The sequence below is a fragment of the Microbacterium sp. KSW4-4 genome (genome assembly GCF_023091185.1).
GTDB classification, from domain to species: domain Bacteria; phylum Actinomycetota; class Actinomycetes; order Actinomycetales; family Microbacteriaceae; genus Microbacterium; species Microbacterium paraoxydans.
Map to the genome: position 1 here is coordinate 749,482 of NZ_JAHWXJ010000001.1, position 20,600 is coordinate 770,081.

Annotated in this window: 21 protein-coding genes and 1 pseudogene; 11 read left to right on the forward strand and 11 right to left on the reverse strand. The window is 67.8% G+C overall.

The annotated features are described in order from the left end of the window. Window positions 1-56 precede the first annotated feature (56 nt). Entirely contained in the window at window positions 57-1,511 is a 1,455-nt protein-coding gene (gene rpsA, locus KZC57_RS03770; protein ID WP_060921208.1) for a 30S ribosomal protein S1, read from the reverse strand. Between the two features lie 235 nt (window positions 1,512-1,746). Between rpsA and KZC57_RS03775 the strand changes: the two genes are divergently transcribed. The 3 genes from KZC57_RS03775 (at window position 1,747) to KZC57_RS03785 (ending at window position 4,036) form a co-directional block, all read left to right on the forward strand. Further along, window positions 1,747-2,274, forward strand: coding sequence for a hypothetical protein (locus KZC57_RS03775; protein ID WP_247641079.1), 528 nt, complete (start codon window positions 1,747-1,749; stop codon window positions 2,272-2,274). Window positions 2,275-2,552: 278 nt separating this feature from the next. Continuing rightward, entirely contained in the window at window positions 2,553-3,053 is a 501-nt protein-coding gene (locus tag KZC57_RS03780) for a hypothetical protein (RefSeq protein ID WP_247641080.1), read from the forward strand. 32 nt (window positions 3,054-3,085) lie between these two features. Beyond that, window positions 3,086-4,036: a 5'-3' exonuclease gene (locus tag KZC57_RS03785; protein ID WP_247641081.1), complete on the forward strand. Its 951-nt coding sequence runs from the start codon at window positions 3,086-3,088 to the stop codon at window positions 4,034-4,036. A 12-nt stretch (window positions 4,037-4,048) separates the two neighbouring features. Here the strand turns inward: KZC57_RS03785 and KZC57_RS03790 are convergent, their stop codons facing one another. Together KZC57_RS03790 and trpD are read right to left on the reverse strand one after the other, a co-directional pair. Further along, entirely contained in the window at window positions 4,049-5,035 is a 987-nt protein-coding gene (locus tag KZC57_RS03790) for a PHP domain-containing protein (RefSeq protein WP_174521415.1), read from the reverse strand. Window positions 5,036-5,037: 2 nt separating this feature from the next. Beyond that, window positions 5,038-6,108 (reverse strand): anthranilate phosphoribosyltransferase, encoded by a 1,071-nt coding sequence (trpD, locus tag KZC57_RS03795; protein WP_144881279.1) that lies wholly within the window; start codon window positions 6,106-6,108, stop codon window positions 5,038-5,040. Window positions 6,109-6,396: 288 nt separating this feature from the next. On the opposite strand from trpD, the gene KZC57_RS03800 reads away from it, so the two are divergent. The 7 genes and pseudogenes from KZC57_RS03800 to KZC57_RS03830 all read left to right on the forward strand — a co-directional run bounded on the left by KZC57_RS03800 (window position 6,397) and on the right by KZC57_RS03830 (window position 12,066). Continuing rightward, window positions 6,397-6,954: a heme-copper oxidase subunit III gene (locus KZC57_RS03800; protein WP_231919669.1), complete on the forward strand. Its 558-nt coding sequence runs from the start codon at window positions 6,397-6,399 to the stop codon at window positions 6,952-6,954. Between the two features lie 20 nt (window positions 6,955-6,974). Beyond that, window positions 6,975-7,775 carry a c-type cytochrome gene (locus KZC57_RS03805; protein ID WP_025105058.1) on the forward strand — a complete coding sequence of 267 codons (801 nt, stop codon included), beginning with the start codon at window positions 6,975-6,977 and terminating at the stop codon, window positions 7,773-7,775. Between the two features lie 36 nt (window positions 7,776-7,811). Further along, window positions 7,812-8,888: a ubiquinol-cytochrome c reductase iron-sulfur subunit gene (locus KZC57_RS03810; RefSeq protein WP_025105059.1), complete on the forward strand. Its 1,077-nt coding sequence runs from the start codon at window positions 7,812-7,814 to the stop codon at window positions 8,886-8,888. Then, a complete protein-coding gene (locus tag KZC57_RS03815; protein WP_025105060.1) occupies window positions 8,885-10,699 on the forward strand; it encodes a cytochrome bc complex cytochrome b subunit in 1,815 nt (604 codons plus the stop codon). The genes KZC57_RS03810 and KZC57_RS03815 overlap by 4 nt, the downstream gene beginning before the upstream one ends. 124 nt (window positions 10,700-10,823) lie before the next feature. Beyond that, window positions 10,824-11,045: pseudogene (locus tag KZC57_RS03820) on the forward strand (RidA family protein); the annotation flags it as partial. After that, window positions 11,042-11,566: a GNAT family N-acetyltransferase gene (locus KZC57_RS03825; RefSeq protein WP_144881282.1), complete on the forward strand. Its 525-nt coding sequence runs from the start codon at window positions 11,042-11,044 to the stop codon at window positions 11,564-11,566. The pseudogene KZC57_RS03820 and the gene KZC57_RS03825, both read left to right, overlap by 4 nt. An 80-nt stretch (window positions 11,567-11,646) precedes the next feature. Further along, entirely contained in the window at window positions 11,647-12,066 is a 420-nt protein-coding gene (locus KZC57_RS03830) for a rhodanese-like domain-containing protein (protein ID WP_060921214.1), read from the forward strand. Window positions 12,067-12,129: 63 nt separating this feature from the next. Here KZC57_RS03830 and KZC57_RS03835 read toward each other — a convergent pair whose 3' ends face one another. From KZC57_RS03835 to KZC57_RS03855, 5 genes are all read right to left on the reverse strand, one after another. Continuing rightward, window positions 12,130-12,564, reverse strand: coding sequence for a cytochrome c oxidase subunit 4 (locus KZC57_RS03835; protein ID WP_025105064.1), 435 nt, complete (start codon window positions 12,562-12,564; stop codon window positions 12,130-12,132). Between the two features lie 3 nt (window positions 12,565-12,567). After that, the gene (ctaD, locus tag KZC57_RS03840; protein WP_025105065.1) at window positions 12,568-14,301 is read right to left on the reverse strand and encodes a cytochrome c oxidase subunit I; all 1,734 of its coding nucleotides are present in this window, start codon (window positions 14,299-14,301) and stop codon (window positions 12,568-12,570) included. A 3-nt stretch (window positions 14,302-14,304) separates the two neighbouring features. Then, entirely contained in the window at window positions 14,305-15,231 is a 927-nt protein-coding gene (gene coxB / locus KZC57_RS03845; RefSeq protein ID WP_060921215.1) for a cytochrome c oxidase subunit II, read from the reverse strand. A 109-nt stretch (window positions 15,232-15,340) separates the two neighbouring features. Beyond that, window positions 15,341-15,703, reverse strand: a complete 363-nt coding sequence (gene erpA, locus KZC57_RS03850; protein ID WP_060921216.1) for an iron-sulfur cluster insertion protein ErpA — start codon at window positions 15,701-15,703, stop codon at window positions 15,341-15,343. 66 nt (window positions 15,704-15,769) lie between these two features. Beyond that, complete coding sequence (locus KZC57_RS03855; RefSeq protein ID WP_247641082.1) at window positions 15,770-17,173, reverse strand: dipeptidase; 1,404 nt, start codon at window positions 17,171-17,173, stop codon at window positions 15,770-15,772. Window positions 17,174-17,218: 45 nt separating this feature from the next. On the opposite strand from KZC57_RS03855, the gene KZC57_RS03860 reads away from it, so the two are divergent. Then, complete coding sequence (locus tag KZC57_RS03860) at window positions 17,219-17,791, forward strand: DUF3043 domain-containing protein (protein ID WP_060921218.1); 573 nt, start codon at window positions 17,219-17,221, stop codon at window positions 17,789-17,791. Here the strand turns inward: KZC57_RS03860 and KZC57_RS03865 are convergent. From KZC57_RS03865 to hisD, 3 genes are read right to left on the reverse strand one after another with little or no spacing between them, the layout of a single operon-like run. Continuing rightward, window positions 17,766-18,803, reverse strand: a complete 1,038-nt coding sequence (locus tag KZC57_RS03865) for a quinone-dependent dihydroorotate dehydrogenase (protein WP_060921219.1) — start codon at window positions 18,801-18,803, stop codon at window positions 17,766-17,768. The genes KZC57_RS03860 and KZC57_RS03865 overlap by 26 nt on opposite strands. Before the next feature lie 10 nt (window positions 18,804-18,813). Then, on the reverse strand, window positions 18,814-19,284 hold the full coding sequence (gene nrdR / locus KZC57_RS03870; protein ID WP_025105071.1) for a transcriptional regulator NrdR: 471 nt from the start codon (window positions 19,282-19,284) through the stop codon (window positions 18,814-18,816). A 10-nt stretch (window positions 19,285-19,294) separates the two neighbouring features. Further along, complete coding sequence (hisD, locus tag KZC57_RS03875; protein WP_247641083.1) at window positions 19,295-20,599, reverse strand: histidinol dehydrogenase; 1,305 nt, start codon at window positions 20,597-20,599, stop codon at window positions 19,295-19,297. Between the last annotated feature and the right edge of the window lies 1 nt (window position 20,600).

Genomic DNA, 20,600 nt, shown 5'->3' on the forward strand with positions numbered 1-20,600 from the left:
AAAAGGGCCGCCACGCCCGCCGTGAGGCGGGGTGACGACCCTTTTCGGAGTGTTGCTTAGGAGTTGCCGCCCGAGAGCTTCTCGCGCAGAGCCGCGAGAGCCTCGTCATCGGCGAGCGTGCCGGCGCCGGCCGACTCGCTCGAGAAGGACTGGCCGCCGAAGTCGTCGCCGGCCGCAGCCTCGGCCTCCGCCGCCTTCGCGACCTGAGCCTTGTGCGCCTCCCAGCGAGCCTGGGCCGCAGCGTACTCCTGCTCCCATGCCTCGCGCTGGGCGTCGAAGCCTTCCTTCCACGCACCGGTCTCGGCATCGAAGCCCTCCGGGTACTTGTACTCGCCGTTCTCGTCGTACTCGGCGAGCATGCCGTACAGGGCCGGGTCGAACTCGGTGCCGTTGGGGTCGACCGACTCGTTGGCCTGCTTCAGCGACAGCGAGATGCGACGACGCTCGAGGTCGATGTCGATGACCTTGACGAAGACCTCTTCGCCGACCGACACGACCTGCTCGGCCAGCTCGACGTGCTTGCTGGAGAGCTCGGAGATGTGGACGAGGCCCTCGATGCCGTCGGCGACGCGGACGAACGCACCGAACGGGACGAGCTTGGTGACCTTACCCGGCGTGACCTGACCGATCGCGTGGGTGCGGGCGAAGACCTGCCACGGGTCCTCCTGCGTCGCCTTCAGCGACAGGGAGACGCGCTCGCGGTCGAGGTCGACCTCGAGGATCTCGACGGTGACCTCCTGGCCCACCTCGACGACCTCGGAGGCGTGCTCGATGTGCTTCCAGGACAGCTCGGAGACGTGCACGAGGCCGTCCACGCCACCCAGGTCCACGAATGCACCGAAGTTGACGATCGAGGAGACGACACCCTTGCGGACCTGACCCTTGTGCAGGTTGTTCAGGAACGTGGTGCGCGACTCCGACTGCGTCTGCTCGAGCAGCGCACGGCGGCTGAGGACGACGTTGTTGCGGTTCTTGTCGAGCTCGAGGATCTTCGCCTCGATCTCCTGGCCGAGGTACGGCGTGAGGTCGCGGACGCGGCGCAGCTCGATGAGCGACGCCGGGAGGAAGCCACGGAGGCCGATGTCGACGATGAGTCCACCCTTGACGACCTCGATGACCGTACCGGTGACGACGCCGTCGTTCTCCTTGATCTTCTCGACGTCTCCCCAGGCGCGCTCGTACTGCGCACGCTTCTTGGAGAGGATCAGGCGGCCTTCCTTGTCCTCCTTCTGGAGAACCAGGGCCTCGACCTCGTCGCCGACCTTGACGACCTCGTTGGGGTCGACGTCGTGCTTGATCGAGAGCTCGCGCGAGGGGATGACACCCTCGGTCTTGTAGCCGACATCGAGCAGGACCTCATCGCGGTCGATCTTCACGATCGTGCCTTCGATGATGTCGCCGTCGTTGAAGAACTTCAGGGTCTTCTCGACCGCGGCCAGGAAGTCCTCAGCAGATCCGATGTCGTTGATGGCGACCTGCTTGGTGGCCGGGGCGGTCGTTGCGGTAGTCATGTAGTGGGTTGTCCTTGTGAATGGATACTCGGGCTGCGGAGCATGGCCGCGCACGGCCGGGATGTGCTTCGCAGCAGGTGGATTGTGGTGTGTTCGTCACCTGGGCATGCGTGTACACGCCACGAGTGACAGTTCAGGCTACCAGAAGTTGTCGCCCGATGAAGGGGCGGATCTCCCGCAGCCGCTCTGTGGATAACGCCCGCGGCGACCTGCGCATTCCGCATACGGTGGCTCGGTGATGTCGCCCACTCCTCTCCGTCTCCTGGCCGTGCTGGCATTCGGCGTCTCGCTGCTCTCCGGATGCACCCCCGCTCCGGAGTCCACGCCGACCCCCTCCCCCGCGTTCACCTCCGACGAAGAAGCCTTCGCCGCCGCCGAGGCCACCTATCGCGAGTTCACCCGACGGCTCAACGAAGTGGATACCTCCGACCCCGCCACCTTCGAACCGCTCTACGAACTGTCGACCGGTGATTTTGAGAAGGCGGATCGCAAGGCGTATTCAGCGATGCACGCGGAAGGAGTCAAGGTTGAAGGCGAGACGCGAATACTGTCTTTCGCGGCCGTCGAATCCGACGCGACGCACAAAGCCGTTGCAGCGGTCGTGTGTCTGGATGTCAGCGATGTCGAAGTTACCGACTCCAACGGGGTGTCCCAGGTGGCGCCTGGCCGACCAGACGTATACGCGTTGAGAGTGAACTTTGTGAATGAGCGAGGAACTTATGTCATCAGCTCAGCCCAAGGGGAGTCGGAGACCGAGTGCTGAGGCTTGCCCCGGCGTGCCTGGCTCTCGCCCTCGCGGTCTCGGGCATGGCTTCCGGACCGTTGGCTAGTGACCGCCACGACACCGACCCCATCGGGAGCGCCGCGTTGTCGCTCGGGAACACATCGCTCAGCGTGTCTGCCACTGAGACTCGTTCGTCCCCTCCGAACGCAGTGCGCCGTAGCACCGGCGAGCAGGCACCCTCGGTCCCCGAGACCGAAAGCAAGGCGTGCCGGACCGACACGGTGTTGAGCCGGTCGTGCGGGATGTACGCGGTGCGGGTGACGGAGGAATCCGGGCGGCCACTCACGATCGAGGATGTCGCGCAGTTCGCACCCGACCCAGTGACGACCACGGCCGAGCCGGGGAACGTGGGCGTCGCGGGGATGCCGACGAACTTCGTGGCCACCGTCGCCGCACACATAGCGACCGGAACACTGCTCGACCGGCCGGTGACCGTACGCTTCACGCCGGTCCGCGTCATCTTCGACCACGGGGACGGCACGACGGCCACGACGCCCGACGGCGGCCGTACCTGGGAAGAGCTCGGCCAGGCGCCGTTCACGGCGACACCGACCAGCCATACCTTCGCGCATCGGGGTACGTACTCCACGAGCACCGTGGTCGTCTACACCGCGGAGGTCGACATCGGCGGAGGGTGGTTCCCCGTGTCCGGTGAGCTGTCCGTCGACGGACCGTCCCGGAGCGTCCGCATCTACGAGGCGACCACCGCGCTCGTGGCACGGACGTGCGAAGAACGACCCGCGGCGCCGGGCTGCTGAGCACCTGATCTGGCACGCTCTACCCTGAACCCATGACCCGCGCCGAACGCCTCATGCTGCTCGACACCGCCAGCCTCTACTTCCGTGCGTTCTACGGCGTGCCCGACAAGGTGACGGCCCCCGATGGCTCCCCCATCAACGCTGCACGCGGATTGCTGGACATGATCGCCAAGCTGGTCACCACTTATCAGCCGACCCACGTCGTGGCCTGCTGGGATGACGACTGGCGTCCGCAGTGGAGGGTCGACCTCATCCCCAGCTACAAGACCCACCGGGTGGTGGAGGTCGTGACTGGCGCCCCGGACGTCGAAGAGGTCCCCGACCCGTTGGAGGCGCAGATCCCCCTGATCAGGGAGACGCTCGGGGCCATCGGCATTCCGATCGTCGGCGTCGCCGAGCACGAGGCGGACGACGTGATCGGCACGCTCGCAACGAACGCGACGATGCCCGTGGACATCGTCACCGGCGACCGCGACCTGTTCCAGCTCATCGACGACGAGCGCGACCTGCGCGTGATCTACACGGCCCGCGGCATGAGCAACCTCGAAGTCGTCACGGACGCGACGGTCGTCGCGAAGTACGGTGTCCTGCCGACGCAGTACGCGGACTTCGCGACGATGCGCGGGGACGCGTCGGATGGTCTTCCCGGCGTCGCCGGCATCGGCGAGAAGACGGCGGCCACTCTGCTGCAGAAGCACGGCGACCTGCTCGGCATCCGGGAGGCCGCGGAAGCCGGTGAAGGTATGAGTGCCGGCATCCGCGCGAAGATCCTCGACGCGCAGGCCTACCTCGACGTCGCTCCGACCGTCGTCGCCGTCGCCACGTCGCTTCCGATCGCTGCCCCGGAAGTCGCCCTGCACGCCCTCACGTCGGAGGAAGCCGCAGAAGCAACGGCCCTCGCCGAGCGCTGGAACCTCGGAAGCTCGATGACACGCGCCGTCACCGCGGTCACCGCGGCCGCGAACCAGATCACCGAGGGCTGATCCGGCCGGACGTCACTCCGCCCAGGCGAGGAGACGCGAAAGCCCCCACGTGGTGACGATGCGTGACGCTGGAACGCCGGCACGCTCCGCCCGTTCGGCACCGTGGTCCAGCAGGGAGAGCTGTCCGGGGGCGTGTGCGTCGGAGTCGATGGAGAAGAGGCATCCCGCCTCCAGCGCGATCGCGATGAGCTCGTCCGGCGGGTCCTGACGCTCAGGACGGGAGTTGATCTCGACCGCCACCCCGTTCTCCGCGCACGCCGCGAACACCGCGGCGGCATCGAAGGCCGAGGGCGGGCGCGTGCCCCGGTCGCCCTGCACGAGCCGGCCGGTGCAGTGTCCGAGGACGTTCACCCGAGGATGCGAGACGGCCGCGATCATCCGCGCGGTCATCGCCCGTCCGTCCATGCGGAGCTTGGAGTGCACCGAGGCGACGACGATGTCCAGGTCCGCGAGGAGCGCATCGTCCTGATCGAGGGCTCCGTCTTCCAGGATGTCCACCTCGATACCGGCGAGCAGTGTGAAGCCGTCCCCCGACTGCGCCCGCACCTGCGGGATCTGCTCGCGGAGCCGCTCCGCCGACAGTCCACGCGCGACACGGAGGCGCGGAGAGTGGTCGGTGATGGCCTGGTACTCGTGGCCCTGCGCGCGGGCGGCAGCAGCCATCACCTCGATGGAGGTCGTCCCGTCCGACCACTCGGTGTGGGCGTGCAGGTCTCCGCGCAGCTTTCCGCGGAGCACCGACACCTTCTCCGGTTCGACGTCGCCGCGGAGCTCCACGAGGTACTCCGGCACCTCTCCGGCCTGAGCCTGCCGGATGACGGCGAACGTCGACTCGCCGATGCCCTTGGCCGCCCGGAGACGCGTCGGGTCGCCCTGCACGTCGGACGGAAGCTCCTGGAACGTGGCCGCGGCCTGGCGGAACGCCTTGGCCCGGTACCGCGACGCCCGCTCGCGCTCCAGCAGCGAAGCGATCTCGAGCAGCGCGTCGACCGGGTCCATGGTCACTCCTTCGGGGCAGCCAGCTCGCGGCTCACGCCGATCCACTGGTCGAGCTTCGCCAGCGCACTCCCGTCATCCACCGCCGCGGACGCCCGGGCGAGCCCGTCGCGGAGGCGCTCGAGGATCGGCCGCTGCACCTGGGTCGCGTCCTGGGACAGCTCGAAGGCGACGATTCCGGCGGCGGCGTTGAGGAGCACGATGTCCCGTACCGGCCCCTGCTCACCCGCGAGGGTCCGGCGGAGGATCTCGGCGTTGTGGGCGGGAGAGCCGCCGATGAGATCGGAGAGGTCGGCGAGGGGGATCCCCAGGTCGCGCGGGTCGAGGTCGTGCTCGTGGATGTCCCCGCGGGTGACCTCCCAGATGCGGCTGTGGCCGGTGGTCGTGAGCTCGTCGAGGCCGTCGTCGCCGCGGAAGACCAGCGCCGTCGCTCCCCGCGTGCGGAAGACGCCGGTGATGAGCGGCACCCGCTCCATCTGCGCCACGCCGACCGCGTTCGCCTCGGCGCGCGCCGGATTGCAGAGAGGTCCGAGCATGTTGAACACCGTGGGCACGCCGAGCTGCGAACGGACCGCGCCGGCGTGCTTGAAACCGGGGTGGAAGGCACCCGCCCAGGCGAAGGTGATACCCGTCCGGTCGAGGATCGAGGCGACGGCCTCAGGATCGAGCGAGAGTTCCAGGCCGAGGGCACCGAGGACATCGGAGGAGCCGGACGCGGAGCTCGCGGCCCGATTCCCATGCTTGACGACCGGGATCCCGGTGGCGCCGATGATGACGGCCGCTGTCGTCGAGACGTTCACCGTACCCACGCGGTCCCCGCCCGTGCCGACGATGTCCAGCACGTCCGGAGAGACCGGAAGCGGCACGGCGGCTTCGAGGATGGCATCCCGGAAACCGACGATCTCGTCGATCGTCTCGCCCTTTGCGCGCAGAGCGACGAGGAACCCGGCGAGCTGCGCTTCGGAGACCTCGCCCTGCATGATCCGCCGCATGGCCCAGGTGGACTCCCAGACGCTGAGGTCGCGACGCTCCAGGAGAGAGGTGAGCACGTCGGACCAGGTCAGGGAATCAGCCATGTGTGCGATCCTATCGGCGCAGAGAAAACGTGCAGTGCGATCCGGGCGGGCGCCCACGCGACGAAGGAACGGCGTTTCCCGCGTATTCACCGGGTATTCGCAGTGTTTTCTTAGGGTCCCCTAAGTCCACGAAGGGCGAATCGAGGGTCGGGGGTGCAAGAATCACGCTCGCGGATCGGCCATAATGGAGGGGTGACGACCTCAGCGACGTATGCCCCGGCGGCGAGAACCATCAAGCGGCCCAACCCGGTAGCTGTCGGCACCATTGTGTGGCTCGGCAGCGAGGTGATGTTCTTCGCGGGACTCTTCGCGATCTACTTCACCCTCCGCAGCACCTCACCCGAGCTGTGGGCCGACCGTACCGAGCTCCTGAACGTTCCGTTCGCGGCAGTGAACACGGCGATCCTCGTGCTCTCCTCGTTCACGTGCCAGATGGGCGTGTTCGCGGCGGAGGACCTGCAGCCGTACAAGATCGGCAAGGGACAGAAGAACGGTGCCGGCCGCCGTCGTCTGTTCGGCTGGGGCATGGTCGAGTGGTTCTTCCTCACCTTCGCCCTCGGCGCGATCTTCGTCTCGGGTCAGGTCTGGGAGTACGCCCAGCTGGTCGCCGAGGGAATGCCGATCCAGGCTGACGCCTACGCCTCGGCCTTCTACATCACCACCGGCTTCCACGCCCTCCACGTCACCGGCGGACTCGTCGCGTTCCTCCTGGTGATCGGCCGCGCGTACGCCGTCAAGAACTTCCGGCACAAGGAGGCGACCTCCTCGATCGTGGTGTCCTACTACTGGCACTTCGTCGACGTCGTCTGGATCGTGCTGTTCTTCGTTATCTACTTCCTGAAATAAGAGCGGAGCTGATCCCCGAGATGGCACGAGAGAAGAAGCGCCGTTCGAGCGGTCGTCGCAGCCCACTGGCGGCGGCCGCACTCATCGGAGCAGGCCTCATGATCACCGGTGCGGTGTACGCGGGCGCGACGGCGGCCTTCGCCGCCAACGACGCCCCCACGGCATCGACGCAGCTGACGGTCGAAGACGGCGAGAAGCTGTTCACGGCCAACTGCGCCACCTGCCACGGCCTCGACCTGGAGGGCACCCCCAACGGCCCGAGCCTCTACGGCGTCGGCGAGCTGGCGGTGGAGTTCCAGGTGTCGACCGGCCGTATGCCGCTGCAGATGCAGGGACCGCAGGCTCCGCAGAAGGAGCCGCAGTTCACCGAGGAGCAGATCCTCGCGATGGCGGCCTACGTGCAGTCCGAGGCCCCCGGCCCGACGTACCCCGCTGACGAGATCATCGACGGCGAGGGCGACGTGGCGCACGGCGCCGAGCTCTTCCGCGTCAACTGCGCGATGTGCCACAACGTGGCCGCCGCCGGTGGCGCTCTCACCGAGGGCAAGTACGCTCCGGCCATCACGGAGACCAGCGCGCTGCACATCTACGCGGCCATGGTCACCGGCCCCCAGAACATGCCGGTCTTCGGCGACATGAACCTGTCCGACGAGGACAAGCGCGACATCATCTCGGCACTGCTCTTCCAGCAGCAGTCCGTCCAGATCGGCGGCTTCTCCCTCGGCTCGCTCGGACCGGTCTCCGAGGGCCTGTTCGTGTGGATCTTCGGTATCGGCGCTCTGGTCGCCATCACCGTGTGGATCACGGCGAAGTCCAACTGACGCTTATTCATCGAAGAGGAACGTACGAGGAGCACCATGGCACACGACGACGACTCGCAGGCTCTTGACAGGGCCTACCAGCCCTCTCCGGGGCTGGGTGTCGCAGTCAGCGATCCCGTGCAGAACCCCGGTCTTCCGCCGCACCGCGAGCGGATGACCGACAAGGACCCGCGCGCTGAGAAGGCCGCCGTCCGCACCGTCTACACGCTGTTCTACCTGTCGCTCGCCGGCAGCATCTGGGCGGTCGCCGCCTACATGCTGTTCCCGATCGAGAGCGGCGCTCTCATCGACATCCGTCAGAACAACCTCTTCATCGGTCTCGGCATCGCGCTCGCGCTGCTGGCTCTGGGCATCGGCGCGATCCACTGGTCGAAGGCCCTCATGTCCGACAAGGAGCACGTCGAGCTCCGCCACCCCACCCGGGGCAAGGACTCGACGCGTGAGGCGGCCATCAAGGCCTTCGCAGACGCCAACGAGGAGTCCGGCTTCGGTCGCCGCACGATGATCCGCAACTCGCTGTTCGCGGCGATCGTCGCGTCGATCATCCCCGGTGTGACGCTGTTCCGTGGCCTCGCCCCGCACTCCACGCCGGACGACCCCACCGCGGGCGACCCGGTCGCGCTGCTGAAGCACACGATGTGGGATGAGGGCATGCGCCTCGTCCGCGACCCCGACGGCACCCCCATCCGTGCCGCCGACGTCACGCTCGGCTCCGCTTTCCACGTGATCCCGGAGGATCTCGCGGAGCTCGGTCACGATGAGGGCTACCTCGAGGAGAAGGCCAAGGCCATCGTGCTGATGATGCGCCTCCGCCCGGAGCAGCTCATCGAGGCCGAGGACCGCAAGGACTGGTCCTACGACGGCATCGTCGCGTACTCCAAGGTCTGCACGCACGTCGGCTGCCCCGTCGCGCTGTACGAGCAGCAGACCCACCACCTGCTGTGCCCGTGCCACCAGTCGCAGTTCGACGTCACGGACCACGCGAAGGTCATCTTCGGCCCGGCCGCTCGGCCGCTGCCTCAGCTGCCCATCACCGTGGACGACGAGGGCTACCTCATCGCACGCAGCGACTTCACCGAACCCGTCGGCCCGAGCTTCTGGGAGCGCCATTGAGCACCGCAACGCTGTCCAAGGACGAGAAGGACACCAAGGCGCCTCTCGGCGGCCGCTTCGTCGGCGCCGCGTCGAACTACATCGATGAGCGCACCAGCCTCTCCGGCTTCGTCAAGGAGCTGGGTCGCAAGATCTTCCCTGACCACTGGTCGTTCATGCTCGGTGAGATCGCGCTCTGGAGCTTCGTCGTCGTGTTCCTCTCCGGAACCTTCCTGACGTTCTTCTTCCAGGCGTCGATGGTGGAGACCCACTACACCGGCGCCTACGCCCCCATGCGCGGAATCGCGATGTCGTCGGCCCTCGAGTCGACCCTGCACATCTCGTTCGACCTCCGCGGTGGCCTCCTGGTCCGCCAGATCCACCACTGGGCCGCGCTCGTCTTCATCGCCGGCATCGGCGTGCACATGCTGCGCGTGTTCTTCACGGGCGCGTTCCGCAAGCCGCGCGAACTGAACTGGGTGATCGGCTTCGTGCTGTTCATCCTCGCGATGGCCGAGGGCTTCACCGGTTACTCGCTCCCCGACGACCTGCTGTCGGGTAACGGTCTGCGCATCATCGACGGCATGATCAAGGGTCTCCCGCTGATCGGCACCTGGACCTCATTCCTCCTCTTCGGCGGCGAGTTCCCCGGCACCGACATCGTGGGTCGCCTGTACACGCTGCACATCCTGCTGCTCCCGATGCTGGTCATCGCCTTCATCGCGGTGCACCTGATGCTCATGATCATCAACAAGCACACGCAGTTCGCCGGCCCCGGCCGCACGAACGACAACGTCGTGGGCTACCCGATGATGCCGGTCTACATGTCCAAGATGGGTGGCTACCTGTTCATCGTCTTCGGCACCATCGTGCTGATCGCGACGTTCTTCCAGATCAACCCGATCTGGAACTACGGCCCCTACGACCCCTCCCCCGTCTCGGCCGGTACGCAGCCGGACTGGTACATCGGGTTCGCGGACGGCGCGCTGCGCCTGGCACCGTCGAACTGGGACATCGTGTTCCTCGACCACACCTGGTCGTTCGGAATCCTGGCCCCGGTCGCCGTGCTCGGCCTGTTCATCGTCATCGTCGCGATCTACCCGTTCATCGAGGCGTGGGTCACCGGCGACAAGCGTGAGCACCACATCGCCCAGCGTCCGCGGAATGCGGCCACCCGCACCGCGATCGGCGTCGCCGGCGTCATCTTCTACGCGGTCCTGTGGGCGGCGGCCTCGTCCGACCTCATCGCCACGCACTTCATGCTCACCATGGAGGGCGTGATCCACACGCTGCAGGCGCTGCTGTTCCTCGGCCCGATCATCGGCTACTTCGTCACGAAGCGCATCTGCATCGCGCTCCAGAAGAAGGACCGCGAGATTGTCCTGCACGGCTTCGAGTCGGGCCGCATCGTGCGTCTCCCCGGCGGCGAGTTCATCGAGGTGCACCAGCCGGTCGACGTCTACGACCGCTGGAAGCTCATCGACGTCGACGGCTACGAGCCGCTGGTCGTCCGCCCGAACGCCAAGGGCCGCATCCCGTGGACGGAGAACCTCCGTTCGGCGATGTCGCGCTGGTTCTTCGAGGACCGTCTCGCCCCGCTCACGCAGGCCGAGATCGACGCGGCTGACGCGCACCAGCATCACGTCACTGCGGGGAACGAGGAGGCGGAGGCCGCCGAGATCCAGGGCGCTCACGAGCGTGCCGGATTCCCGGACGCGCCGCTCACGGTCGACGAGACGCACGTCGACGAGACGCCGAACACGCCCAGCACGGTGATCTCGACCGAGCCCGTCAAGAAGCCTCGGAAGAAGAAGTCGGAGGACGACGAGTAAGTCGTCACTCCCCTTCGATGAAGGCCTCGTCCGATCGGACGGGGCCTTCATCGTTCTCCCCCGATGAGAGGATCGTCTCATGTCTTCGGCTGTCCGCCTGCTCCGTGCTCCCCTCCTCGCCGACGCGCTCAAGGCTGCCGGCGCCGCTCCGACGGATGTCATCAGCACGCGCGTCCTGGTGGCCTCCTCCGCGCAGCGGGACCTCGTCACGGCCTCGGACGTCATCCACGCCGCTTTCGGCGCTCACGACGTCCCCAGCACCCTCCTCGGCGTGACCGTCCTCGGCTACGACGACCAGCTCGTCAAGGTCGAGGCGATCGCCGCTCTGCCCGCGGACCGTGCATGACCGCCCTTGTCCGACACGCGACGGATCAGGACCATGCCGTCCTCGAGGAGATCGAGCGCGCCGCTGACATCCTTCTGACCGATCGCTTCGGTGCCGAGGACTGGCCCCCGCCGTCGACAGCCGACGACCGCCGGCGCGCCGAGGGGTTCGTCCTGGTGGCCACCTGCTCCCCTAAGGCGGAGCCTGCCGGCGGACTCGAGGTGCCGGTCGGGTTCGTGCAGGTGCTCGAGGGACCCGGGTGCGCCCATCTGGAGCAGCTGTCCGTCCACCCCGCCTCCGGTCGCCGCGGGATCGGTCGCGCCCTCGTCCTGGCGGCCCAGGACGAGTCCCGCCGTCGGGGCCGCTCGCAGCTCACGCTGCGCACCTACGCGGACGTACCCTGGAACGCCCCGTTCTACTCCCGCTGCGGCTTCACCGAGTCGACGCCGGACACCGACTTCCTCCGCGAGCTCGTCGCCGTCGAAGAGCGTCTCGGCCTGACCCGGTACGGACGGCGGATCCAGATGACTGCGGCACTCTGACCGGCTACGACGGCAGGATTCGCGCGACGCACGACGGGATCCCTCGGTCGTCGGCGCCCGCACATCCCTAGTCTGGGCTCATGATCGATCGCCTCGACTACTTCGCCGCCCGACTCGCCTTCGAGACCGACCCCAGCGACGTGCACGCCGACCGTGCCGCCGGCCGCGCACTGGTCGTGGTCGACGTCCGCTCGACCGAGGCATTCGCCCAGGGGCGCGTGTCCGGCGCGCTCCACATGCCTCACAGCGAGATCGCCCACCGTGCCCCGGAGGAGATCCCGGCGGACGCCGAGGTCGTGGTCTACTGCTGGAGTCCCGGATGCAACGGCGGCGTCCGCGGCGCGCTCGAGTTCGCTCGTCTCGGCTATCGCGTGCGCGAGATGATCGGCGGCTTCGAGTACTGGGCCCGCGAGGGATATCCCATCGAAGACGCCGAGGGTGTGCACCACCGTCCCGTCGACCCGCTGACCGGAATCCCCCGCGTCCGCACCCACGTGTGAACTGTTCACAGGAACGACGAAGGCCCCCGGAGTGATCCGGGGGCCTTCGTGGTGCGAGGAGACTCAGCGGGCGAAGTTGCCGCGGTAGTACTCGTAGACCCAGCCGACGATCGCGACCACGAAGATCGCGAGGCCGATCGGGAGCAGGAAGTGACCGACCGCAAGACCCACGACGAAGACACCCGCCGAAGCCGCGAGGACGAGCGGCCACCAGGACCACGGGCTGAACTCGCCGAGCTCGGGGTCACCGTCGTCGATGTCCGACGTGAGGATGTCCTCGGGCAGCTCACCGTTCTGCGCCTTGTGCGTCCGGTCGAGGTAGAAAGCGACCATCGCACCCATGAAGGCCGAGAAGAACAGGGCGACCGTGCCGACCCACTCGATCTGGTTCACCAGCGGAAGGCCCGGGTGAGCCAGGATGTTCCAGCCCGTGTAGACGACGCCGACGAGGGCGAAGAACGCGGTGAGGACCCACCAGATGATGACGTTGTCGCGCATGGCTCAGTGGCCCTCTCGCTCGCCGGGTGCGGTGGTCGCGAACTCCGCGGCCTCCGGGTGGTTCAGGTCGAAGGCCGGACGCTCGCTGCGGATGCGCGGGATCGACGTGAAGTTGTGCCGCGGCGGCGGGCACGACGTGGCCCACTCGAGCGAGGCGCCGTAGCCCCAGGGGTCGTTCACCGTGACCTTCGGCGCCTTGCGCGCCGTGATCCAGACGTTCAGGAAGAACGGCAGCATCGAGGCGCCGAGGATGATCGCGCCGATCGTCGAGACCTGGTTCTGCCACGTCCAGCCGTCCGCTGCGGAGTAGTCCGCGTAGCGACGCACCATGCCGTCGACACCGAGCCAGTGCTGGATGAGGAAGGTCATGTGGAAGCCGACGAACAGCATCCAGAAGTGCACGTAGCCGAGGCGCTCGTTCAGCATGCGACCCGTCCACTTCGGCCACCAGAAGTAGAAGCCTGCGAACATCGCGAACACGACCGTACCGAACACCACGTAATGGAAGTGCGCCACGACGAAGTAGCTGTCGCTGAGGTGGAAGTCCAGCGGCGGGGCCGCGAGGATCACACCGGTGAGGCCACCGAAGACGAACGACACGAGGAAGCCGAGCGAGAACACCATCGGGGTCTCGAACGTCACCGAACCGCGCCAGAGCGTTCCGATCCAGTTGAAGATCTTCACACCGGTGGGCACCGCGATGAGCATCGTCATCAGGGCGAAGAACGGCAGCAGCACGGAGCCGGTGACGTACATGTGGTGCGCCCACACGGCGACGGACAGGGCCGCGATCGCGATCGTCGCGTAGACCAGGGTCTTGTACCCGAAGATCGGCTTCCGGCTGAACACCGGGAAGATCTCCGAGACGATGCCGAAGAACGGCAGCGCGATGATGTAGACCTCGGGGTGGCCGAAGAACCAGAAGAGGTGCTGCCAGAGCAGGACACCGCCGTTGGCCGGGTCGTAGATGTGCGCACCGAGCACGCGGTCGGCGGCGGCGGCGAAGATCGCCGCGGCCAGGACCGGGAAGGCCATCAGGATCAGCAGGCTGGTGATGAGCGTGTTCCAGCTGAAGATCGGCATGCGCCACATCGTCATGCCGGGAGCACGCATCGTGATGATCGTCGTGATGAAGTTCACCGCACCGAGGATGGTACCGAAGCCCGAGATGCCGAGACCGAGCATCCAGAGGTTTCCGCCCGCTCCTGGCGAGAACGACGCGTTGGCCAAGGGCTGATACGCGAACCAGCCGAACGAGGCCGCGCCCTGCGGGGTGAGGAAGCCGGCGACCGCGATGGTCGAGCCGAACAGGAACAGCCAGAAGGCGAAGGCGTTCAGACGCGGGAACGCGACGTCCGGAGCGCCGATCTGCAGCGGCAGGATCGCGTTGGCGAATCCCGCGAACAGCGGCGTCGCGAACATCAGCAGCATGATCGTGCCGTGCATCGTGAACAGCTGGTTGTACTGCTCCTTGGTCGGGACGATCTGCATCCCCGGAGCGAACAGCTCGGCGCGGATCACCAGCGCCATCACGCCACCCAGGAGGAAGAACATCACCGAGGCGATGAGGTACATGTACCCGATCGTCTTGTGGTCCGTGGAGGTGATCCACTTGACGACGATGTTGCCCTTCTGCTCGACGCGCGAGGAGCTCATCAGAGCAGCCTGGCGCGCGGGCAGGGTGGTGGGACGGGAGCGAGGTGCCTCGTCGGTGCGAGGAGCTTCAGTGGTCGACATGGCTTACTCCTCTCCTTCCTCGGTGTCGGTCTTCCCGGAGGTGCCGGGGAGGTTCGAGAGACGGTCGTACGCGTCGGTGATGTCCCCGGTGTTGCCCTCTTCCTCGAGGGTTTCGAGGTAGGCGTTGTACTCGTCCTGCGAGACGACCTTCACGTTGAAGAGCATCATCGAGTGGTACTCGCCGCAGAGCTCGGCGCACTTGCCGGCGTACTCGCCCTCACGGGTGGGGATGAAGGACCAGGAGTTGTCCTTCCCGATGAACATGTCCTTCTTGTAGAGGAAGTCGATGATCCAGAAGGAGTGGATGACGTCGCGCGACTGCAGGTTGATGGTGACCTTCTGGTCGACCGGCAGCACCAGGGTCGGCAGCTCCGCCTGGTCGATGTTGCCTTCCGCGTCGGGCTGGGCCTGGATGCCCATGGTCCACACGGTGTCTTCCTCGGTCTCACCGTTGTACTGGAAGTCCCACGCCCACTGCTTGGCGATCGCGGTGATCTCGACGTCGGGATCGTCCCACTTCGTCTCGATCTCGGTCTGGTCGCGAGCCGTGAAGAAGAACATGCCCAGCACGAGGATGAGCGGCACGATCGTGTAGAAGATCTCGATCGGCATGTTGTAGCGCATCTGCACCGGGAGGCCGGTCTGGCCCTTGCGGCGGCGGTAAGCGATCGCAGCCCAGGCCATGAGGCTCCAGGTGACGACACCGACCGCGAGGAGCACGATCCAGGAGTTCACCCAGAGGGACGACACGCGCTCCGTCTGGTTGGTTGCTGCCGGACCACCATCCACGAAGCCCGGAAGAAAGCCGTTCAGCTCGGTGGGAGTACATCCCGCCAGAGCCACAGCTGCCACAACTCCCACAGGGAGTGCGGCCCAACGAAGGCGGCGTTTCGAGGGCACGATGCACCTTTCAGATCGCGGACAAGGCATGTCCAAGTCTAGAGCAACCTCACACCTGATTCATGCCAACCATGCAGGTTGAGAAGCGGAACGGCCGCCGTCACGCGAGGTGACGACGGCCGTTCGCGGGAAGAACGTGTCAGTGGAAGCTGTCGCCGCAGGCGCAGCTGCCCGCCGCGTTCGGGTTGTCGATGGTGAAGCCCTGCTCCGAGATGGTGTCCTTGAAGTCGATCGAGGCACCGTCGAGGTAGGGAACGCTCATGTTGTCGACGATGACCTCGACACCGTCGAAGTCGACGGTCTCGTCGCCTTCGAGGTACCGCTCGTCGAAGTAGAGCTGGTAGATCAGGCCCGAGCAGCCGCCGGGCTGCACGGCGACGCGCAGACGGAGGTCATCGCGACCCTCCTGCTCCAGGAGGTTCTTCACCTTCGTGGCGGCGGCGTCCGTCAGCTTGACGCCGTGTGCGCTTGTGGTCTCTGCGGACAGGGTGGTGTCGCTCATGTCGCTCCTCATGACGGGCCGGGTACGGGCTCTCCGACGATTCTACCGCCGGTGGGGACGGGAGGCTCAGATCTCCCGCGCGTTCATACGGGCGAGCAGCAGGGCCTCGGTCGCCACGGCGTGCCGGAACGTGTCCAGGTGCAGCGACTCGTTGGGGCTGTGTGCGCGGGAATGCGGATCCTCTACGCCGGTGACGAGGATCTGGGCCTCCGGGAACTCCCGCACGAGATCCGCGATGAACGGGATGGACCCGCCGACGCCCAGGTCCACCGGAGCGACGCCGTACCCGTCGCGCATCGCGTCGCGGGTGAGGGAGACCGCCCACCCGCTCGTGTCCACGAGGAAGGGGTTGCCGAGGTCCACATCGGAGAAGGTCAGCTCGGCACCGAAGGGCGCGTGTGCACGGAGGTGGCGCTCCAGAGCCTCGTAGGCATCCTGACCGGACTGCCCGGGGGCGACACGGGCGCTGATCACCACGGTCACCTCCGGGAGCAGGGTGTTCGAGGCTGAGGCGACGCTCGTCGCATCGATGCCGATGACCGTGACGGAGGGCTTGTTCCAGATACGGCTGAGGATCGTGCCGTCGCCGATGGGCGTCGTCCCCGGGAGGAGCCCGGCCTCGTCGCGCAGTGTCTCCTCGGTGTACTCGGGCGTCTCGGCATCCCGAGCGGTCATCCCCTCGACCGCGACGGAGCCGTCCTCGTTCCACAGCGTGGCGAGGAGTCGCACGGTCGCCATCATCGCGTCGGGAACCGCGCCACCGAACATCCCGGAATGGGACGCGTGGTCGAGCGTGCGCACCTTCAGGGTGAAGCGTGCGTTGCCGCGGAGGGACACGGTCAGGCCCGGCGTGACGGAATCCCAGTTGCCCGAGTCAGCGACGACGATCGCATCGGCGCGGAGGGCCTCCTTGTTGTCGGAGAGGAACTGTGCGAAGGAACGCGAGCCGTACTCCTCCTCCCCCTCGATGAACATCGCGATCCCGAGGTCGAGGTCGTCTCCGAGCACCTCGGCGACCGCGCGGATCGCGCCGATGTGGGCCATGATGCCGGCCTTGTCGTCCGCGGCGCCGCGTCCGTACAGGCGGCCGTCACGCACCGTCGGCTCGAATGGCGGCGTCTCCCACAGGGCGTCGTCCCCCGGAGGCTGCACGTCGTGGTGGGCGTAGAGGAGGATCGTCGGCTTCCCGTTCCGCGCCGCGCGCGTCGCGAGGACGGCGGGCTGGCCCTGCTCGTCGGTACCGGGGATGTCGGCACGGAGTACCTTCACCTCGTCGAACACCCCGGTGCCGCGCGCGAGCGTGGCGACGGCGTCGGCGCTGCGCTCGAGCTGCGTCTGGTCGAAGGCGGGCCAGGCCATGCCGGGAATGCGCACGAGGCTCCCGAGGTCCGACAGCGCGGAGGGGATGCCGGTGGCGACCGCTTCGAGGACGGCGGCGTCGGACTCGCTGGGAAGTGCAGGTGAGGTCATGCGAGTAATCTTAAGGCGACCCACCCCAGCGAACCGAGGAACCTCGTGGCCACTACCCCCGCCTCCCCTTCGACGAACGACGACGCCCCCCAGACGCCTGCCGTCGGCAAGGGACGCGCGACGCCGACCCGCGCCGAGCAGGAGGCTGCGCGCCGGCGCCCCCTCGTGGCGAACACCAAGGAGGCGAAGGCGGCGGCTCGCGCCGAGCTCAACGAGCGCCGCGCGAAGGCGCAGGCCGGCATGGCCGCCGGCGAGGAGAAGTACCTCCCCGCGCGTGACAAGGGCCCGCAGCGCCGGTGGGTGCGCGACTACGTCGACGCCGGCTGGCACCCCGCCGAGTTCGTGATGGGCGTCATGGTGCTCGTCATCCTGGCCTCGCTGCTGCCGACGAACATGATGATCTCGTTCTACGCGTACCTGTTCATGATGGCCTACCTCGTGATCGCGATCGGCGGCATGATCCTCCTCGGCATGCGGGTCAAGCGCAAGGCGGCCGCGAAGTTCGGCAAGGACCGCGTCGAGAAGGGTCTCGGCTGGTACGCCGGCATGCGGGCTCTGCAGATGCGCTTCATGCGCCTGCCCAAGCCGCAGGTCAAGCGCGGGCAGTACCCCGACTGACCAGTCCTCGGTTGATCTCGCGGCCCCAGAACGGGCCGCGGTAGAGGAACGCCGTGTAGCCCTGGACCAGGGTGGCTCCGGCATCCAGACGCTCCTGCACATCGGCGGCCGTCTCGACACCGCCCACCGCGATCACGCAGAAGTCCTCGGGGACCGCGGCACGGACGACCCGGAGCACCTCCAGCGATCGTTTCTTGAGCGGAGCACCGGAGAGACCGCCCGCACCGGCCGCCTCGACGACGGCCGCATCGGTGCGCAGTCCGTCACGGCTGATCGTCGTGTTGTGGGCGATGATGCCCGCGAGCCCTTCCTCGACGGCGAGCCGCGCGATCGCGGTGATCTCGTCATCCGGCAGATCGGGGGCGATCTTCACGAGCAGCGGAGTGGACCCGGCCGCGTCACGGACGGCGCGCAGCAGCGGCGCCAGGGTCTCCACCGCCTGCAGACCCCGCAGCCCGGGAGTGTTCGGCGATGAGACGTTGACCGCGAGATAGTCGGCCAGCGGAGCCAGGCGGGTGGCGGAGGCGACGTAGTCGGCGACGGCGTCCTCGACGTCCACCACGCGGCTCTTGCCGATGTTCACGCCGATCACCGTGTCGGGGGCGCCGCGGCGAAGGCGGGCGAGACGACGGGCTGCGGCATCCGCGCCCCGGTTGTTGAAGCCCATGCGGTTGATGACCGCCCGGTCCTCGACCAGCCGGAACAGGCGCGGCTTCGGGTTGCCCTCCTGCGGGACAGCCGTGACCGTGCCGACTTCAACGTGGCCGAAGCCGAGCGCCGCGAGTCCGCGAACCCCGACGGCGTTCTTGTCGAACCCGGCCGCGATGCCGAACGGCGACGGGAACGTCAGCCCCAGGGCCTCGACGCGAAGCGAAGGGTCAGGGCGGGTCATCGCGCGGGTGGCCCACGACAGCGGCGGCACACCGAGTACGCGGATCACCGCCATGCCGGCGTGGTGGGCGAACTCGGGGTCGAAGCGCGACAGGACGGCGCGGAAGAGCAGCGGATACATCCCTGCCAGATTACCGGTCCGCCGCCTCCGCCTTCGCGTGGTCGGCCCGGAGGTCGCTGATCGCGGATTCGAAGTCCTCGAGCGAGTCGAACGCCTGGTAGACGCTCGCGAAGCGGAGGAAGGCGACCTCGTCGAGCTCACGAAGCGGCCCCAGGATGGCGAGGCCGATCTCGTTCGTGTCGAGCTGGGAGACGCCGGTCTGTCGGACCGCCTCCTCCACCCGCTGCGCGAGGATCGCGAGGTCCGCCTCCGTCACGGGACGCCCCTGGCAGGCCTTGCGCACGCCGGAGATGACCTTCTCCCGGCTGAAGGGCTCCATGACGCCCGAGCGCTTGATGACGTTGAGGCTCGCCGTCTCCGTCGTGGAGAACCGTCCTCCGCATTCCGGACACTGACGGCGCCGACGGATCGAGAGTCCGTCGTCGCTGGTGCGGGAATCGATGACCCGGGAGTCGGGGTGACGGCAGAAGGGGCAGTGCATCTGACAGATCCTACGCGGTGAAGCGGGCCTCGATCGCCTCGCCGTGGGCCGGGAGCACCTCGGTTTCGGCGAGCGCGACCACGCCCTCCCGAACAGCGGCCAGGGCCGAGCGGTCGTAGGAGACGACCTGCTGTGGGCGGAGGAACGTGTAGGCGCCCAGGCCCGGTGCGTAGCGGGCCTGACCGCCGGTGGGCAGCACGTGGTTGCTTCCGGCCATGTAGTCACCGAGGCTGACGGGGGTCTGGTCGCCGACGAACACGGCACCGGCGCTCGTGAAGGCGGCTGCCGCCTCCTCCGCATCCGCGAGGTGCAGCTCCAGGTGCTCCGGGGCGTAGGCGTTGCTGAACGCGGCCGCCGTCGCTCGATCGTCCACCAGCACGATCGCCGACTGCGGGCCGGACAGCGCAGCCCCGACGCGTTCGCTGTGCCGCGTGCGCGCAGCCTGCTGCTCGACCTCTGCGCGGACCTGCTCCGCGATCTCCAGGGCATCCGTCACGAGGACGGCCGAGGCCTGCTCATCGTGCTCGGCCTGGCTGACGAGGTCGGCGGCGATGAGGCGAGGGTCGGCGTCGGCGTCGGCGACGACGAGGATCTCGGTCGCGCCGGCCTCGGAGTCGGTGCCGACCACCCCGGCGACGGCCCGCTTCGCCGACGCGACGTAGTTGTTTCCGGGTCCCGACACGACGTCGACGGGATCGAGCCCCAGGCTCGCGACACCGTGGGCGAGCGCACCGATGGCTCCGGCTCCGCCCATCGCGTAGACCTCGGAGACCCCGAGCAGCGCCGCGGCGGCCAGGATGGTCGGGTGGACGCGACCGTCCTGGTCCGCCTGCGGCGGCGAGGCGAGGGCGATCTGCTGCACCCCCGCGACCTGCGCGGGGACGACGTTCATGACGACGCTCGACGGGTAGACGGCCTTGCCCCCGGGGATGTAGACCCCGACACGGGCCACCGGCTGCCAGCGCTGCGTGATGGTCGCTCCCTCGCCGATCCTCGTCACCTGCGGTGCGGGGACCTGCGCGGCCGAGGCCAGGCGCACACGTCGGATGGCCTCTTCGAGGGAAGCGCGGACCGTCGGAGCCAGGTTCGACAGCGCATCCGCGAGGTGTGCTTCCGGCACCCGCACAGCGTGCCCGGTGACCCGGTCGAACCGCTCCGCCTGCTCCCGCAGCGCGTCCTCGCCGCGATCCCGCACGTCGTCGACGAGACGCGCGGCGGTGTCGAGCGCCTCGGCTCGTGCCTGGGTCGCGCGCGGAACGGCCGCGAGCATGTCAGCGGGCGAGAGCTCGCGCCCCCGCAGATCGATCGTGCGCATG

Bases quoted from the DNA above. Each gene is read 5' to 3' on its own strand.
- rpsA (WP_060921208.1), bottom strand. From the start codon at position 1,511: ATGACTACCGCAACGACCGCCCCGGCCACCAAGCAGGTCGCCATCAAC.
- KZC57_RS03785 (WP_247641081.1), top strand. From the start codon at position 3,086: ATGACCCGCGCCGAACGCCTCATGCTGCTCGACACCGCCAGCCTCTAC.
- KZC57_RS03790 (WP_174521415.1), bottom strand. From the start codon at position 5,035: ATGGACCCGGTCGACGCGCTGCTCGAGATCGCTTCGCTGCTGGAGCGC.
- trpD (WP_144881279.1), bottom strand. From the start codon at position 6,108: ATGGCTGATTCCCTGACCTGGTCCGACGTGCTCACCTCTCTCCTGGAG.
- KZC57_RS03800 (WP_231919669.1), top strand. From the start codon at position 6,397: ATGTTCTTCGCGGGACTCTTCGCGATCTACTTCACCCTCCGCAGCACC.
- KZC57_RS03805 (WP_025105058.1), top strand. From the start codon at position 6,975: ATGGCACGAGAGAAGAAGCGCCGTTCGAGCGGTCGTCGCAGCCCACTG.
- KZC57_RS03810 (WP_025105059.1), top strand. From the start codon at position 7,812: ATGGCACACGACGACGACTCGCAGGCTCTTGACAGGGCCTACCAGCCC.
- KZC57_RS03825 (WP_144881282.1), top strand. From the start codon at position 11,042: ATGACCGCCCTTGTCCGACACGCGACGGATCAGGACCATGCCGTCCTC.
- KZC57_RS03830 (WP_060921214.1), top strand. From the start codon at position 11,647: ATGATCGATCGCCTCGACTACTTCGCCGCCCGACTCGCCTTCGAGACC.
- KZC57_RS03835 (WP_025105064.1), bottom strand. From the start codon at position 12,564: ATGCGCGACAACGTCATCATCTGGTGGGTCCTCACCGCGTTCTTCGCC.
- ctaD (WP_025105065.1), bottom strand. From the start codon at position 14,301: ATGTCGACCACTGAAGCTCCTCGCACCGACGAGGCACCTCGCTCCCGT.
- coxB (WP_060921215.1), bottom strand. From the start codon at position 15,231: ATGCCTTGTCCGCGATCTGAAAGGTGCATCGTGCCCTCGAAACGCCGC.
- erpA (WP_060921216.1), bottom strand. From the start codon at position 15,703: ATGAGCGACACCACCCTGTCCGCAGAGACCACAAGCGCACACGGCGTC.
- KZC57_RS03855 (WP_247641082.1), bottom strand. From the start codon at position 17,173: ATGACCTCACCTGCACTTCCCAGCGAGTCCGACGCCGCCGTCCTCGAA.
- KZC57_RS03865 (WP_060921219.1), bottom strand. From the start codon at position 18,803: ATGTATCCGCTGCTCTTCCGCGCCGTCCTGTCGCGCTTCGACCCCGAG.
- nrdR (WP_025105071.1), bottom strand. From the start codon at position 19,284: ATGCACTGCCCCTTCTGCCGTCACCCCGACTCCCGGGTCATCGATTCC.
- hisD (WP_247641083.1), bottom strand. From the start codon at position 20,599: ATGCGCACGATCGATCTGCGGGGGCGCGAGCTCTCGCCCGCTGACATG.